This window comes from Rhodococcus sp. ACPA1 (assembly GCF_002300195.1).
Taxonomy (GTDB): Bacteria; Actinomycetota; Actinomycetes; order Mycobacteriales; family Mycobacteriaceae; genus Rhodococcus_F; species Rhodococcus_F opacus.
Map to the genome: position 1 here is coordinate 109,123 of NZ_NSDX01000010.1, position 16,017 is coordinate 125,139.

Annotated in this window: 12 protein-coding genes and 4 pseudogenes; 8 read left to right on the forward strand and 8 right to left on the reverse strand. The window is 62.8% G+C overall.

Features of this window, described 5'->3' with window-relative positions; translation table 11 throughout:
- Positions 1-534: 534 nt before the first annotated feature.
- On the reverse strand, positions 535-708 hold the full coding sequence (locus CJ177_RS47675; RefSeq protein ID WP_164063559.1) for a hypothetical protein: 174 nt from the start codon (positions 706-708) through the stop codon (positions 535-537).
- Positions 709-1,409: 701 nt separating this feature from the next.
- Here CJ177_RS47675 and CJ177_RS36285 point away from each other — a divergent pair.
- Positions 1,410-2,552, forward strand: coding sequence for a hypothetical protein (locus tag CJ177_RS36285; RefSeq protein WP_143548781.1), 1,143 nt, complete (start codon positions 1,410-1,412; stop codon positions 2,550-2,552).
- Between the two features lie 171 nt (positions 2,553-2,723).
- Here CJ177_RS36285 and CJ177_RS36290 read toward each other — a convergent pair whose 3' ends face one another.
- From CJ177_RS36290 to CJ177_RS36300, 4 genes and pseudogenes are all read right to left on the reverse strand, one after another.
- Positions 2,724-3,641, reverse strand: coding sequence for a hypothetical protein (locus CJ177_RS36290; RefSeq protein WP_257014864.1), 918 nt, complete (start codon positions 3,639-3,641; stop codon positions 2,724-2,726).
- A 261-nt stretch (positions 3,642-3,902) separates the two neighbouring features.
- Positions 3,903-3,992, reverse strand: a pseudogene (locus tag CJ177_RS49570) (DUF2510 domain-containing protein); the annotation flags it as partial.
- An 817-nt stretch (positions 3,993-4,809) separates the two neighbouring features.
- Positions 4,810-5,490, reverse strand: a complete 681-nt coding sequence (locus tag CJ177_RS36295) for a hypothetical protein (protein ID WP_218835174.1) — start codon at positions 5,488-5,490, stop codon at positions 4,810-4,812.
- Between the two features lie 279 nt (positions 5,491-5,769).
- On the reverse strand, positions 5,770-8,472 hold the full coding sequence (locus CJ177_RS36300; RefSeq protein WP_095870091.1) for an ATP-dependent RecD-like DNA helicase: 2,703 nt from the start codon (positions 8,470-8,472) through the stop codon (positions 5,770-5,772).
- A gap of 548 nt (positions 8,473-9,020) precedes the next feature.
- Here CJ177_RS36300 and CJ177_RS36305 point away from each other — a divergent pair.
- The gene (locus CJ177_RS36305; protein WP_095870092.1) at positions 9,021-10,190 is read left to right on the forward strand and encodes a protein kinase family protein; all 1,170 of its coding nucleotides are present in this window, start codon (positions 9,021-9,023) and stop codon (positions 10,188-10,190) included.
- 223 nt (positions 10,191-10,413) lie between these two features.
- Here CJ177_RS36305 and CJ177_RS36310 read toward each other — a convergent pair whose 3' ends face one another.
- From CJ177_RS36310 to CJ177_RS36320, 3 genes and pseudogenes are all read right to left on the reverse strand, one after another.
- Entirely contained in the window at positions 10,414-10,989 is a 576-nt protein-coding gene (locus tag CJ177_RS36310) for an IS630 family transposase (protein WP_143548784.1), read from the reverse strand.
- Positions 10,968-11,495 carry a winged helix-turn-helix domain-containing protein gene (locus tag CJ177_RS36315; RefSeq protein ID WP_198602130.1) on the reverse strand — a complete coding sequence of 176 codons (528 nt, stop codon included), beginning with the start codon at positions 11,493-11,495 and terminating at the stop codon, positions 10,968-10,970. The genes CJ177_RS36310 and CJ177_RS36315 overlap by 22 nt, the downstream gene beginning before the upstream one ends.
- 65 nt (positions 11,496-11,560) lie before the next feature.
- Positions 11,561-12,960: pseudogene (locus CJ177_RS36320) on the reverse strand (IS1380 family transposase).
- Between the two features lie 256 nt (positions 12,961-13,216).
- Between CJ177_RS36320 and CJ177_RS48775 the strand changes: the two are divergent.
- From CJ177_RS48775 to CJ177_RS36345, 6 genes and pseudogenes are all read left to right on the forward strand, one after another.
- Positions 13,217-13,273, forward strand: a pseudogene (locus tag CJ177_RS48775) (hypothetical protein); the annotation flags it as partial.
- Positions 13,274-13,388: 115 nt separating this feature from the next.
- Positions 13,389-13,673 carry a DUF6308 family protein gene (locus CJ177_RS47680; protein WP_257014868.1) on the forward strand — a complete coding sequence of 95 codons (285 nt, stop codon included), beginning with the start codon at positions 13,389-13,391 and terminating at the stop codon, positions 13,671-13,673.
- Positions 13,674-13,719: 46 nt separating this feature from the next.
- Entirely contained in the window at positions 13,720-13,923 is a 204-nt protein-coding gene (locus CJ177_RS36335) for a hypothetical protein (protein ID WP_095870093.1), read from the forward strand.
- Positions 13,920-14,087 carry a hypothetical protein gene (locus tag CJ177_RS47685; RefSeq protein WP_179443377.1) on the forward strand — a complete coding sequence of 56 codons (168 nt, stop codon included), beginning with the start codon at positions 13,920-13,922 and terminating at the stop codon, positions 14,085-14,087. Before CJ177_RS36335 ends, CJ177_RS47685 begins: the two co-directional genes overlap by 4 nt.
- 88 nt (positions 14,088-14,175) lie before the next feature.
- Positions 14,176-15,137: pseudogene (gene pip, locus CJ177_RS36340) on the forward strand (prolyl aminopeptidase).
- Entirely contained in the window at positions 15,134-15,397 is a 264-nt protein-coding gene (locus tag CJ177_RS36345; RefSeq protein WP_095870094.1) for a hypothetical protein, read from the forward strand. The pseudogene pip and the gene CJ177_RS36345 overlap by 4 nt, the downstream one beginning before the upstream one ends.
- Positions 15,398-16,017 lie beyond the last annotated feature (620 nt).

Consider the following 16,017-nt stretch of genomic DNA (forward strand, 5'->3'; position numbering starts at 1 on the left):
TCAGACTGTAGCCCGCAACCCCGACACTCGGCGTAGACCGACTGCCCGCGCATCCGAGGGACTTTCAACCGGGGTGACACCCCGAGCCCGAAATGGTGAGAGGCCGCCGGGAACAGCGAGGCAGATTATTGGTTGGGTGTGACACGGCGAGCAGTATGTTGGCCGTGGCCTGCAGCGGTGGATATTCTGGCGAGCCGCTGTCATTCGCGTGAATGACACTCAGATTCAGGACAACTACATCCTCAGCCCGGTCTAAGCCGTCTCGCAGGAATGGTCGGATCGATCGGTGATACCGACCTTCTGTGTGAGAGGAGAGAGGGTGGTCGTGTCAAGGAACCATGTTGATCGAATTTGGCGTGCGGGAGTTGCCGGAGTCGGTGGCTTGGCGGCAGCGCTCGTGTCGTCGACGATGCAGGATCCCGGTCTACTCCCGAAAAGTTGCGCGGGGCTTCGCCTGCCGCGGCTGTGGGTGCCTGCCGGCAGTGAGACCCCATCAGCAGGCGTCACGGTTCGGCCGGTGGGATCACCGTACGGTCAGCCGTCGATTGGTTCGCAGATCGCGACAGGCCCGGGACAACCCGGGGTGGCGCATTCGTACAGGTCGGTCTCGATGAGCACGCCGCCGAGGCTGGCGTAGATGTAGTGCCGGAACGCGGCGTTGCCACACGTCACGCAATCTCTGTCGATCTGGATCCACTCGCCGCCCATGGCTGGACCCTAACTGGACGGGGCACGGCATCGACCGCGAGGTCGCGGCGCGCTGGCGACGATCCCGTGGAAGCGCATCGGGTTCGAATCGCGGCTGTGGTGCGTGAGGCCGCAGAATCGCGTGTAGAAATATTCTCCACGGGCCGCGCACCCCTCCTCAGTCTCTTCGTGACCGAGGTCGGTCTCGTCGAATGTTAACTGTGTGAACCCACGTAAGTGCCCGGTCGCACACGACCGCTGGGAGGCGGGAACTGTTGTTCGGGTGACGCCACAGCGGAGCTTTCGCTACGCATGAGTCTGAGGCAATCGCGGTCCGGTGACCGGCAGGACGTCCTGTCGTGTCGTGGTGCGGTTGACAGCGGTGTGGACAGCGTCGGGAAGTGAGCCGGCACCGAGGAAGACGTGCCATCGTCAATCGCTAGTCGTGCGTCGTGTTGATATGTCATGTTTCTGTATCCCGAACGCCCGATGTCTACCTGCACGGCCGTGGACGGCTAGGTTGTCTGTTCGTGCCCCGGCGACTGACGGATGTGGAAGCGACCGAGCGGATGCGTGCTGCAGGTGCTGAGCCGCTGGATCCGTATCCCGGCGCGGGGCGCCCGTGGCGCTGTACGTGTGCGCGTTGCGGACGCACCATCACCCCCAGTCTCCATAGCCTGACGAAAGGCAACGGGCCGTGTGCCTACTACGCGGGGAAAGCCGTGGACCCCGTCACCGCCGTCGAAGTGATGCGAGCGGCGGGCCTGGAGCCGTTGGTCCCGTACCCAGGGAGTAAGAACACGTGGCTATGCCGTTGCAGGCGCTGCGGTAACGACATCGCGCCTCGCTACAACAACGTCCAGCAAAGCCAAACTGGATGTAAGTACTGTTCGGGGCACATCGTCGACGAACTGGCGGCCGAGTCGCTGCTGCGCCAGCACGGTCTCGAACCACTCGAGCGCTATCCCGGTGTCCAGGTTCCGTGGCGCTGTCTCTGTCTGCGATGTGGACGCGAGACCACCAAGCGGTGGAATGACGTCAAGAACGGGGTATCAGGCTGCAAGTTTTGTGCGAGACGGGCGGTCACCGAGGTGGATGTCGTCGCGGCGATGCACGCGGTCGGCCTCGAGCCTTTGGATCCGTATCCGGGAAGCAACAAGCCGTGGCGGTGTCGGTGTCTGACCTGTGACTCGCTCGTCAGTCCCCGTTACAACACGGTCAAGAATGACGATGGTGGATGTCGGGTCTGCGCGGCACGCAAACGCGGACTGGGCCGGCGTCGGGATTCCGATGAATGTGCCGAACTGATGCGAGAGCTCGGACTCGAACCTCTGATTCCGTATCCCGGCAGCAATGTTAAGTGGCACGCCAGGCATCGGGTCTGCGGACTGGATGTCAATCCGACTTTCCACCAAGTGATGTCGATGGGCGCTATTTGTCCGCACTGTGCGGTCAGCGGTTTCAAGCCGGCGCTACCCGCCGAGGTGTACCTGATCACGGACACGCTTCGTGCCGTGCACAAGATCGGAATCGGCGGCCTTCATTCCAACAGGGTCAAGCTGTGGACCAAGAAGGGCTGGAGTGTGTATCGCACGAAACGCTTCACGGTCGGGGCGGACGCCTACGAAGTAGAACAACGAATCCTGCGATTGCTACGGGTAGACCTCGCTCTACCACCATATTTGGCCGAGGAGGACGGTTGGGCTGAGACCGTGTCCGCCGAAGCCGTCAGCCTGCACGAACTCTGGTCGACTATCGAACTTATCGCGGCAGAGGTCCTCACGGCGGGTACGACTGCGCCTCGATCGGATGGATCTCCTTTCCACGACCACGAGGAAGTCGGGGCAGACGGAGTCACGCGATGATCTGATGACCTGAGGGACAGGGCTCACGTGCAGCGCACAACGGAAGCAGTGGATCACAGTCACCGACCCCGGCGGAGTAGACCGCCGCGCCGACGCGATTGCTGTCCGAGGACGTGTCGTCACCACAAATCGCAGCGCCTTCCTATGATCACCCGAGCCGCTGGTTGGCTTTCACCAACTGCTGCTGGTGAGGCGGCCGTCTGCGTGGTCGACGGTCGCGGTGATCATGGTGTCGAGGCGCTCGTGAGGGTGATTGGGCGTCAGTCCGGGAACTACCGGGTCCGACATGACCTCGAGCATGAGGGCATAGGGGCCGTTGGACCAGCTCGTTCTCGAGACACCGAGTTCGGTGTTGATGATCTTCGCCCCACCGCGGTTGGCGTCGAACGGAACCCGCGTGCCACCGTCGATCAGGAACGTCTGATCGGCGCTGGTGGCGAAGTCGGCGTCCTCCCGAGCTGCCTGCGGGCTGTTGTGCAGATCGACCTCGACGACGACGCTGCCGTCGGAGTTGCCGCACGAGTAGGTGGCGAGGATGTCGCCATGTGCGGACGTCGCAGGGGAGCCGGGGGCCTGCCCAGTCCGGTCGCTGAATCCGCCAGCTGTCAGGGCATCGGAGTCGAGAAGGGCGCAGGGATCGTGAGCGGGAACCGTAGCCGCCGGCGGGGCGGGCGCCGACGGTACCTCGTCGGGGTAGCGGACACCGCCCGGGCATCCGAGGGTTGTGTATTCGTGGGCTGACTTCGTCGTCTCGGTACCGGGTGGCCCCGCGAGCGGTTGACCGCCGTGTGCGATCCAGCAGGGCCGGCCGCCGCCGTAGATGCTCTCGTCGAACTCCGGAGTCCACTCCACCGTGGTCAGTGCGTAGTCCGCCTCGGTGGCGTAGCCGTAGCAGTAGGCGGCCTTCGTGGTGTGAAGGTAGTGCTGCACGCACTGTCGCTGGAGTTCTTCGACCTGGTGCGGATCCTCGATGCCCGCGACGAAGCGCACGTTCGACTGTCCTCCCTCGTCGTCCTTCGTCATCCCGTGTGCGCGCACCATCGACTCGGAGAAGGTGAGCGGCGCAGGCTCCGCAGTAGGCGTGGTCACCTCGGCCGGCGTGGTCGCCTGGGACGGAGTGGTCGCCTCGGTCGGTCTGGGTTCTGGTGCCGCCGAGGATGCAGTGCGCTGGGTTTCGGAGCTTGAGTCTTTGATCGCGTTGCCCACTGCGCCGATCGCGAGGAGGACCGCCACGATCGTCAGGCCAATCCACCAGCGGAGGTTCGTGCGCTTCTGCTCCGGTGTCCACCCCTTCGTAGTTGTCGGCGGGGGTGGTGACGGCTGGGAGGGCGGGGTGGACGCTGCCTGGGTCGGGTACGCAACCTGTTGCCACGCCCGCCCGTCCCAATACCTGAAGGAGTTCGAGCCGTCAGGATTCGGGTACCACCCCGGAGTTGTCATGGGAATGAGATAGCACACTCTGCTAACTGCGGTGAACCGTTCCGATGCTGTGTCGGTTCAAAGGGGCCAGCACTCAGCAAACTCAATGGAAATCGCGCCACCGACGCCAATCGGGGATCCCGCCACTCGTCCCCACGACGGACGAGTCGCCGAGCCGGGCATCGTGCCCGACTAGCTTTGGGCCTCAGCGTTACCCGTTCTCCTCAACCCGCTCGTGCATATCTGTGTTGGCGACATCGCCGGCGTAGACCTCACCGAGCGCGGGGTGGCCCCTCTGTACGTGAGAGGACCTCGGTTGTGGTCGTGGAGATTTCGATGGACCACATTCCGGCGGCGGTAGCCGGGTTCGCGTCGTTTGCGACCTCGCCGGGTGCGGTCAACCATCTGCGGCACGACGGCTGCTGGCGCCACCGGGCAACGGTCGCTGCTGCGGGTACTTCTCACCTCGAGCTGGGCTTCTCGATCGATTTCGCCCTCATCTCCTCTGCACGGCCCCGATGCAACGGCGGAATGACCCGAAGGTCTTCGTGGTCGCGCCGGCGCCGGTAACTCCGCCATCGACCGGCAGTCTCGACCGCCTCAACTCCGGCAGCTAGCACCGGATTTACCCGCTCGACCAGTACGTACCGGCTGTCGTTGCCTCGGGCGTCCCTGTGAACCCGGCCTCACCCACCCGACCGGAGAAAATCGTGCGCAGGAACATACCAGCCCTCACGATTCGCCAAAGAAGCCACTCAACGGCGGATACAATCGACGATCCTCATCGAGGTCGTCAGCCATCCCTGGGCGCCTGACGCACCCAGCCGAGGTCCTGAGGTCACCCCTCGCTCCACAGCGCCGTTTCCCTCTCGTAGTCGTCGCGGTTATCGATCATCACGCGCAAGCCGGTGTCCACGGCATCGAGATAGTTAGCGACACCCTCCATCGTCTCGTGAAAGCCCCGGAGGTGGATACGGCCAAGTGTTCCTAGCGTGTCCGAACCATCGTTCAGCATCGGGTAGCGAAAATGCTCGGATGACGGATCAAATTCGTCGAGTTGCGTCAGAATTCTGGTCACATGAACGATCTCGGCATCGTCGTCAGGACATGCCCGTTCCAGCAGCGGCCGCACCTTGTGCCAGAGCAGACTAATTTTGTGCGTTCGCTGTGGTTCGGCGGACGAGCGATGCCAACGATGCAGAAGCAAGTACAGGTTCTTGAGCTGAAGCTCGATGTGATGGCGCCAGCACATCAGGAAGGGGTAGACGAGGTAGTCCTGGTCGCGGCCGGCAATGGCAACGTTATCGACTATGAGTGTGGCCGCCTTGCGGTACCCCGAGACGTAGCCGATCCATCGGTCTCGTGGCCAGTCCATGCATGCAACGAGCCACCAGTTCGAGTCACTGTTGAGCAGGTTGGAATGGGGACCAGGCCACACTTTGTTGCTGTCGTGGTCGTGGTCGTGGTCGTGGTCGTCGTCGTCGTCGTCGTCAGGAGTTTGCACCGCGTCAGTGTGCATCAGATGCCGTGATTGTGGTGAGTGCCCAGTGGCGCCCTATCGCCGTCCCATAATGAGCCACTGAAACCGGAGCAGTGGCTGGGTGCTCCCTCCACTGCTCCAATATACGGGAACAAGTAAACCCACACTGGGGGGTTCGGTCGGGTTCACTGCGGAGTCTGACGGGCGACGCGAGCGTCCGTCCGTTGAGTCTTCCCTCGATGCATCTGCGTTCCCGTTCGCACGAACACATTGAAGTGTTCACTGCACCTGCCGCCTTCAAGCTGTTGGCTGCAGAACCTAGCTGAGTGGGGTAAGCGCGCGGCGTTTGGATAGCAGTGCAACGTCTTTCGAAACTACGCGGTGTTGGAGGTGGGCGAGGACGGCTTGCTGCGTCTCCGGGGTCCAGAAGATCTGGAGGCGTTCCCGTGCCCTCGTGACGGCGGTGTAGAAGATGCTGTGCGAGATGTCCTCTTCGTTGGCGTCGGTTATGACGATTTTGACTGAGTCGTATTCGAGGCCCTGCGCTTTGTGGATTGACACGGCGTAGGCCACCTGAAATGGCACGTTCGTGTTGAGGGAGTCGTCGTCCTCGTCGCTGGTATCGCGTTCAAAGACATCGAAGCGCACCGTCGCGTCCCCAAGCCACTTGAGGTCTTCACCATCGACGTCGAATTCGCTGATCGTTCGATCGAGTTCGACGTCGAACTGCGCCCGGTCGGGGAAGCGCTGGACGCCGACGATCTTCCCCTTGAGGTTGTTGTAGATTGCGCGCCCGAAACGTTCTGTCTCGTTGAAGAGAACGGGGTCACCCTCTTTGAACGTCGAGGCGCCCCATGCGATGCTTTTGCCGGGGTTGCTGCTCTGGAGGAAGCGGTTGATGTTGTTGATTCCGTAGAGGCCGTCATAGTTCAGGCAGAGGATGATCTCGTCATCGCGATGCGCCTCGAACAGCGACTCGTCGAGTTTCGTCGAGTACCCGCTGTGGGCGATGAACTCCGTGATGTCGTCACCGAGGTGTCGCACCCTGTCCCATAGGCCGAGGAGTGACTCGTTCTTGGTGCGAAACGGGGTCGTGAGTTCGAATACCGATGTCCGGGGGATGAATGAGCGGATGACGTTGAACCAGTTGCCGAACTGGATCGACTCGATCTGGTAGACGTCTCCGACGAGCACGAGCAACTTGAATGACGTCTTGTCCATAACCTTGATCAGGTCGGCGTTGCTGACCGTGCTGCACTCGTCGATGACCAACAGGTCGTACTCTGGGTCGGCCGCGGTTCGGTAGGTTTGACTTGCGATCGTTCGGAACGTCGAATTTTGGGCGGTGACGCGACGCTTGAGGTTGTCGATGGCCGGGTTCGTGTGAGCGAGGAACAGCTTGCGTTTGTCGTTGAAGTAGTTGGCGATGTGGTTGACCATTGTCGACTTACCTGTGCCCGCTGCTCCATAGATTAAGGCGACGCGAGACTGGCTGAATAGGTCTTTCAGTGCGTCTCGCTTAGCGTCGTCGTCGATCCCTTGAGAAGTTTCATCGAGCCACCGTTGCACGGCAGCCGGATATCCGTCGATACCAGATGATGCGAACTCCTGGAGCATTTCGATGATCGTGACGGTGTCGTCCTCATACCCATGCATGAAGACGTGGCCCATGTCCTTTTCGAGGCCCCTCGAGGCTCGGTGCTTGTAGTACAGTCCCGCGTTGTAGGTCGCGAGCAGATTATCGACATCGCCGAGGTCTTCGAGGTCCTTCACCGGGGTATATAACAGCCCGTGGTTCTCGACGTTGTTCTTCACGCGGCGAGCGAGCAGCTCGTGTGTTCGGTCCCTCGCATCGAGGCTCTCGACCAGGTCCCAGTACCGCGGATTGTGCCCGCGAAGCGACGTGCAGAACGGCATCGTGTCGAAAGGGATGCACCCGTAGTCCAGCTTCAGATTGGAGAGACGGGCGCAGCCATCCCAGTTGTATTGCAGCTTGAGGAACTGGTTGTGCATTGCCAGCATGAGGTAGCGGATAACGTTGTGCCCCGGTGCATTGTTGCGCACGATCTGTCGGGCCTGATCGAGCGCTGGGAAGATCTGCGGTTTGGTTACCCTCGCCGTTCCAGCCGCCCGCACCTCCGAATACCGGGCATCTGGCATCTCCACGAGATCGAGGAGACTTCCCGAGCTGGCGGTCAGCCCCTGCATGACGCGGCGGTACTCCGAGGTGCCAGTGCGCACGCTGGTCGAAAGCCCGAAAAGGCGTGCGAAGTTGTCGAACTCGCACGGACGGATGGACACTTCCCAGTCGCGGATGATCGTGATCGGCATCGTCTGTCCAAGTACATCGATTGAGCCGCCGTGGAGCGTGAGCATGGCGGCATACTTGTCCGTCATATCGATATCCGTGAAGCCAATGATGCGATCAAACTTGCTGACCTTGTTGCTTGCCCAATAGAAGGTGACTTCGTAATAGATTTGGCCGTCCACAAAGAATGGCCGCGTCTTGTGAATGTAGTAGCGTCGCCGGCCACCGTCCAGCGGAGGAGTTAGACGAAGCGCTTCAATTCTCGAGGCGATCTTCTCGTGATACTCCCGGAGCGACGGGTCAAGGTCGATTGGGAACGACTCCAGGTTGGTAAGCGCTTCGATGCCACACACGTCACGAAGCAGAGTGCGTACGCGAAGGAAGTACTCGTAATACTTCAGCATCAGGCGCTCGGATGCATCACCGTCCAAGGTGTAGTGCGAGGCGCTGATCTGGGCGAGTTTGTGGAAGCGGAGCAGAAAGTTGACCTGCTTGCTTGCTGAGCCGATGTACGTCAGAGCGGGCTTCGTCGCATCGTAGGTGAACTCGGCCGCGCCGTCACCAGTGTGGAGACGGACCGCGATCGCCTCGATCAGGTTGCGCACCTGTGACAAGAGGTTCTGCGACATAAGGGCGCGGTTGTCCCCCAGCGTGGCGATGTTGGCACAGATGGCCTGATCTATATTGCGGATCTGTGCATCCACTGTTGTCACTGGGGTGCCCCTTTGGTCATACGTACCACTCGGTTCGATACCGTTTCCAGAAAGTGATACCACCAGAAATCCGGGTTACAGACATTCGTCCTCGATCTGCACGCTTCGTAAGCCAAAATTCATTCAAGCGAATGACAGTGTCGGGCTGTTCAAGCCACAGTGCACGGCCAGGTCGGCGGTTGATGAATCCACGGTGGATGTTTTGGTGGGGTGTCGTGTCTGTCGGTGCACGGCACGTTCCGGTGTGCAACGAGCGGATCGCGTATTTGGCCGTGAAGACGATGCTCGTCGAGGAGATCGGCCAAAGACCTCTCAGATGAACGGCGTCGCGGTTTAGACCCTTGCCGACCTTCGCGAGGTTGGTGGGCCGCAAACTGATGTGGCGAAAGTATGGGGGTCGCCCTGCCTCGATCTGGGCACCTACCGCCTGGCACACAGGAGTGACGCGGCACTATGAGTCTCTCAGGACGCGCGGATCAAGAATCTCGCGTCGCGGGAGGACCCTGTAGCAGCGCCGCGCTGGAGCGTTGAGGATGGAGAGTTGGGGGATGGCAAGTTCTGTTGATTTCATGCTGGCAGATCTTCAGGAGAAGTATGCCACTGAGGCAGCTTCACCTGCCTTCGTGCGTCTGTATGACGGTGAAGCGTTCGGGCGCATGTTCGCTGTGCTCCACGGCCGGCTTAACCACCACTTTGATCAGATCAACGACAGGGCGCAGACGACAAACCACTACTGGGCCGACCCGAGCCGTGATCTGATCGCTCTGATTAAGGATCTGAACCAGGATCTACATGCATTGCAGCGAGCCGGTGTTGAAGTGGAACTGGCTGACGGATACCAGAAGGCGCTCGAACGGTGCGAGCCTTGGCTCTCGCGCAGCGGCGGAAGCACGGTGCCGGACGACTTTGGGCAGATCGAACTCATTAAGTACGAGCCGATCTTCCGCAGGTCCGCTACCACGGTTACGCTGGAGAATCGCCCCTCGCCGGTCAAATTGAAGATGGTCGGTGAAGGTTCGTACGCCAACGTCTTCTCGTACGTCGATCCCAATTACGGAATCAACTTCGCGGTGAAGAGAGCGAAGCGTGGCATCAGTGACCGGGACCTGCAACGCTTCAAGCAGGAGTTCGACGTGATGAAGCGGCTCAGTTTCCCCTACGTCGTCGAGGTGTATCAGTACGACGAAACCCGCAATGAGTACACGATGGAGTTCTGCGACGAGACTCTCCGAAAGTACATCCTGAAACGAAACAACGCGTTGCAGTTTTCGTCACGGAAGCGGATCGCGCTTCAGTTCCTATACGGCATCAACTACATCCACAGCGCCGGGCTACTCCACCGAGATATCAGTCTCCAGAACGTGCTCTTGAAGGTCTTCGAAAGCGGAGCGGTGCTGGTCAAGCTCTCCGACTTCGGTCTGGTCAAGGACAAGACCTCCGAGTTCACTCGAACGAAGACGGAGATGCGGGGAACCATTCGTGACCCACTGCTCGACAACTTCAGGGACTATAACGCCCTGAACGAGATGTACGCGGTTGCCTGGGTCCTGTCCTACATCTTCACTGGCAGGGAGTCGCTGAAATCAGGCACTGACGAAGTCGGGAGGATTATCCAAAAGTGTGCGGCGCATGACATCTCACAGCGCTACAAGACAGCACTCGAACTGATCTCGGATGTCGAGCGCCTCGAAACCACTCCCACCGACGCACCTGCTTGATCGTCACGCGTTGAAGCGGCGCCTCGGTCGCGGCCCTGAGGAGGTATTAACCTCGATCCACCGATCGGTGATGGGTTGAGTGATGAGTCCGGTTGCGGGCGTTGGTGGGCTTATGGGTGTGGGTGATCGTCCGACCTGGGTGTCGGGTTGTTCCACTGGGTTTCGGGTCGGGGCCGGCTGGCCGGGCGGATTAAAGATGTTTCGGTAATTGAGTGAGTGCCGATCATAGGGAAAGTCCGGTGTGGTCGAGGAAGCTGTGGCACAGGTCGTAGCTCGTGCCGATCCGGGTCAGCCCGGACTCGGTCGCGATGCGGACCTCGTCGAGGATATCGGGGCACAGGTTGGCCAGTTCGGTGGATTTCACATTGCCCCAGACCTGTTCGATCGGATTGAGCTCCGGCGCATAAGCCGGCAGGCGTTCGACGTGGAGCCAGTCGCGTTGAGTGGCCAGCCACGCGGTCATCGCTCGGGACCGGTGGGCCATGAGCCCGTCCCAGATCACGATGACCTTCTCGCCGGCGAAGTGGGTGCGTAGTTCGGTGAGGAAGTCAATGAGCTTGTCGGTGTTGTATGCGCCGTCGGTCATGGAGAACACGAACGCGCTGCGACTGCGGTCGGGTCGATAGGCCAGGACTCCAGCCATGGACATGCGCTTCCAGGAGAATCGGTGATGCAGAACCGGTGTCACGCCTTTCGGCGCCCAGGTTGCGCGGACCACCGGGAGCAGCGACACACCGCTTTCGTCCTGGAAGCAGATCCACGCACCTCGGCGCCGCGCTATTTTTTTATCCGCGGCCACTCGTTCTCGCGCCAGGCGACGATGGCGTCCTCGTCGCGTTCGACTGCCCGACGTGCGGGACGCTGCCGGCTCCAGCCCAGCCGGGTCCGCAGGATCGTCCAGGTCTGGGTGGGTCCGTAGGTCACGCCGGTGAGCCGCTCGATCACGATCGCGACCCGGCCCAGGGTCCACACTCCGGTCGCGAAGCCGTGAGCCTGGGGTCCTTTGAGTAATTCCTCTCGGATCGCGGCGATCTGGGCGTCATCGAGCCGGGGCCGGCGTCCCGCGCGACCGGCACCTTCCAACGCCTCGTTGCCCCCTTCGATCCACTGTCGATGCCAGCGTGAGGCGGTCTGCTGGGAGACCTCCAACTCGACCGCGACATCGATCTGTCGTTGTCCTGCGGCAAACATCTCCGCCGCCCGCATCCGCCGGTCACGCAACGCATCGAGATCACGGCGACCGCCGCGCTGCTTGACTTTCCGGGCATCCGAGCTCTCGCCCGAACCGGTTTCCTTCCCTGCCATTCATCAATGATCAAGCAGCACGGTGCGAATCACGCGCAACGACACACCCTATTACCGAAACATCTTTAGGTGACCTGGGGTCTTCGATGCCGGGTGTGGGTGAAGAGTTGGTTCCATTCGGTTTCCCAGGGCCAGCGCCGCGGTAGGTGCAGGTGAGGCGGCGTGCCGAGGACGCGATCCGGGCCGGGACCGAGATCAGGGTGCGGCGGATGGTGGCGGTCGTCGCCCGCACCAGGCGGGCCCCGGTGAGGGTGGCGGCGGCGCGGGTGAGATTGAACGCCATCACCGCGAGTACCAGCCAGGCACTGTTGGCGGCGAACCGTCCCGAGGGCAGGTGCGCGAGCGCGGAGTTCTTCAGGTCGGCGTGGACCTGCTCGATGATCGCGTGCCCGCGGTGGATCTTGTCCGCGGCCACGGTGTCCAGGACGGCGGGGTCGGTGGTGGTGAAGAACGCGTGGAACCGCCAGGTGTCGAACAATGAGCCCTGACCGTCGGTGTGTTCCCGCAGGTCGGGGATGCGGCGCACCACCAACCGGCCCGGTGTCCGCTCGGAGGCGAGGCGGGTGAACGCGGTGAAGTCGATCTCGGCGACCTCGGCGCGGGAGATCCACCGGCCGGTCTGTTCGTCGTAGACGGCGTCGGTGTATTCGATCGGGGTCCACGCATCGTCGTCGATGGCGGCGATCGCCGCTTTCACCGTCGCGGTCATCCGCACCGTGACCGAGACGTCGGCGCCGGAGCGCAGTGCCGCGGACACGGTCGGGTGCCCGTAGAAGGCTGAGTCGGCCCGCACCAGCACAGACCCCGGTGACATCTGCGGGCGCAGGCGGCCGAGTGTGGCGAGGGCGTCGCTGACCATCCGGGATGCCCCGCGCGGGGATCCGCAGCCGCCGCGGCGCAGGCGTTGGCCGACGATCACCGGTGCCCGCCCGTCGGTGGTGGCGGTGGCGATCAGCGCGTTCAACCCGCGGATCCCGGTGTATCCGTAGCCGGCGCCCTGCTTGGCGTGCCCGTGCACCGGGACGATGGTGTCGTCGAGGTCGACGAGGATCCGCCCACCGACTTCGGGCCCACCGACCAGCGGTGTTCGTTCGGCCAGGCCTTGCAGGAATCGGGCGGCGACGGCGTCGAGTTGGCGGACGTGCCCGAAGGAGAACGTCCGCAGGAAGGAGCCCAGCGTCGACGGGGCGTACGGGTGGTCGAACACCGTGGGCATGGCGCCGTGCCGCAGCAGCGCCATGTCGTCGATGCTGTCGGCGCCGGCGACCATGCCCGCCACCAGCGAAGACACCTTCCGGCCCGCGTGTGCGCCCTTGTCGGTGGGCAGCGTCAGATGCTCGTCTGCCAGGTCAGCGAGGCCGCAGTCCTGGGCCAACCCCAGGACCGGGATCAGTCCGGCCGCGGCGAGGAGATTGCGGTCGTCGAACGCCGAGGCCGTCACCGGGTGGGTGTGGGATAGTTGCACCCTAGAGATGCCCTTCGTGTCGATCGAACTGGTTCTGTGAGAAGTCCAATTCTTTCAGCACGCAAGGGCATCTCGCCGTTTCAACTCACCCAACCCCACCCTGCATCGGTGGATCCGGGATTAAGGCCGCCCGTATCTGGGGGTCGACGCTTAGGTGCGGAGCGCACTTCGATTTGTGGTCGAGCACCGGCGACCGGGCCGGGGGAGGTGGGCCGGTTCACCGCGGACGACCTGGTTGCGGCGGGTGTTCCTGTCGGTGCAGGTCCCCCCGAGGGCGGCGCGGGCGATCCTGCACACCGAGGCGGAGGCGCTGAACGCCCTTCTGGCGGCGATAGGCCCGGATCGGGACCTGGTCGACGAACCGGACCCGCTGACCCCCGGGGTGGCCCGCCTGGGACCTGGAAACGGCCCTGTGGGCGCTGCCGGGGATCGGCCGGACGAAGGCGACGAAGCTGATCGCCCGCACACGTCCCCGGCTGTACCTGATCTGGGATTCGGTGGTCAGTCAGGTCCTGGGCACCGAGCGATCGCACTTGAACCCGGTCCGGGAGTCCTTTCGCGCCGACGACGGGGCGTTGCATCGCCGGTTGCTGTCGATCCTCGGGGAGGCCGGCCTCCCCGAGGAGATCTCCGCGCTCCGCGTGTTTGATGTCATTGCGTGGATGGACGGCAAGAGCCGCGACCTGGGTGAGCGCTCTGACCTGGGAAGATGACACGTCCCGGGGTGAACCGTCATAGGCGAAGTCGATGATGGGCGGTGTGGACGAGGCGACCCCCGTAGGGGCGGGAAAAGGGCTGCGGATGTCGCTGGGCATCATCGGCGGTCTGCTGGCGGGGTTCTTTTGTTATGTGCCGGCGGTGATCTTGTGGCAGTACTACTTCGATGTTCCGCGACCTCGGGTGTATCCGCACGGCGCGTTCACCTCGTTGGGGCGGATCCGCCGCCGGCCGGGTATTGGGTGAGCTGGGCGGCACCGGCCCTGCTGGTGGTGGTGTTCGGGTTGGTGACGGTTCCGTGGCGCGCTGCCCGGCAGTTCGCCGTTCCGTTTGTGCTGGCGTTTCTGCCGATCGCGGCGCTGGCGGCGTGGTTCGTGATCGGGATGGATCTGTTCTTCACCCCCGACTGAACCTGCTGTTCGGGTTGTGCGGTGTCATGGTGGTCGGCATCCGGGACCTGGGGTGGGTTCGCGCGGTGAGGGGCGTCAGACTTGGTTCATGGTGGAGCGGTTTCCCATGGTAGAGCCGTACGAGTCCGGCCTTCTGGAGGTTCCCGATGGGCAGGTGCTGTATTGGGAGTCGGTGGGCAATCCTGCGGGGACTGCGGTGGTCTATCTGCATGGTGGTCCTGGGTCGGGTGGCACGCCGGGTGTGCGGAGGTTTTTCGACCCGAAGGTGTTTCGGGCGGTGTTGTTCGATCAGCGGGGGTGTGGCCGGAGTCGGCCGTTGGCCGACGATCCGGGTAGCGATCTGGCGGTGAACACGACGGCGCATCTGGTCGCCGATATCGAGCGGCTCCGTGAGCATCTGGGGATCGAGCGGTGGGTGGTGGCGGGGGTGTCGTGGGGTGTCACGCTCGGGTTGGTGTACGCGCAGGCTCATCCGGACCGGGTGATCGGGATGGCGTTGGGTGCGATCACCTCGGGCAGCGGTAGGGAGGTCGAGTGGATCACCCGCGATATGGGGCGGGTGTTTCCGCGGGAGTGGGAGCGGTTCGTCGAACCGGTCCCTGCCGCGGAGCGTGGGGGGAATCTGGCGGCCGCGTACGCCCGGCTGCTCGCGCACCCGGACTCCGCCGTGCGCGAGAGGGCTGCGTTGCGGTGGTGTGAGTGGGAGGACACCCATGTTTCCTGGTCCCGGGGTGGGCACCGTCGCCCCGCTTTCGGGATCCGGTGTTCCGGATGGTGTTCGCACGTCTGGTCACTCACTATTGGGGCAACGACCACTTCCTCGCACAGAATCAGCTTCGCGACGGAATGGGTGTGCTGGCCGGCATTCCGGCGGTGCTCGTGCACGGCCGGTACGACGTGTCCGGTCCTCTCGTCACTGCGTGGGAGCTGTCTCGTCGGTGGGAGGGAAGTCGGCTCGTCGTCGTCGAGGATGCCGGGCACGGCGGCGGCAGCTTCACCGGGGAGTTCGTCGCGGCGATCAACTCCTTCGCACCCCCGCCGGGAAGATGACGACCGTGATCGTCCGGGATCCTGATGGGCCGACCAGCGTGTGGGTGTTCTTGGGCAGTGAGCCTGTGGAGGTTGCCGAGAGCTGCATCGATGTCGGTGCGGGCTGGGACTGGGACGACTGGTGCGAGCACCGGGACGAGATGCTCGCCGGTGCCTCTCCGGCGGCGCGTGAGTCGCTGCTCACTCTGCTCGACGGTCCGCCCGGCGGGGTCTATGTGGAGGGCCGTGACGATCGGCCCTGGCTGGATCCCGCAGCCTAGTTCGCCTCTCTCCGTGCACGGCCCGTACCCGACTTCCGGGGTGCGGGCGGTGTGCCGTGCGGGGGCCGTAATGGTGCTGTGACCTGGTGTGATGACATGTCCCCGGTTTGTGATGTGGGGGGTGCCGGCGACATGTTTGGGGGGTGCCGGCGCCGGGGTGTCGGCGGCGCGTGGGTGTCTGTTTCGTCCGGTTTTGAGTCGTTTTTGAAAGATGTTGATTGACAACATGTTTCGCTAATTGGTTGGTGAATAAGTATTTACGTGCGTTGTGCACAAATGTCAGATTGTAAGGTTCGTAATCGGTTGTGGATCAAAATATTTGGGCATTTCGGGATTTTCGACTGTTTGGGATGTGTGGGGGTGGGTGGTATGCTGTGGGTATGACATGGGGCGGCGCGGGAGGGCGAGTGGGCGCCGGGTCGGGCACACCCTCCCGCCTCCCCAGCTTCGTTGGGGTATGGGGGACCGGATCGAACAGGACGATTAAAGACGCAGGTGAGAACCGAATCTCGGAAACTCAGAGGAGCGAAGCGACTCGATCGTCGGCAACGGGAATGGACCCACTGCGAGCCGCGCAGCGGCTCCCTGGCGGGGAGCGCAGCGACTCGCCCGTCTCCCGG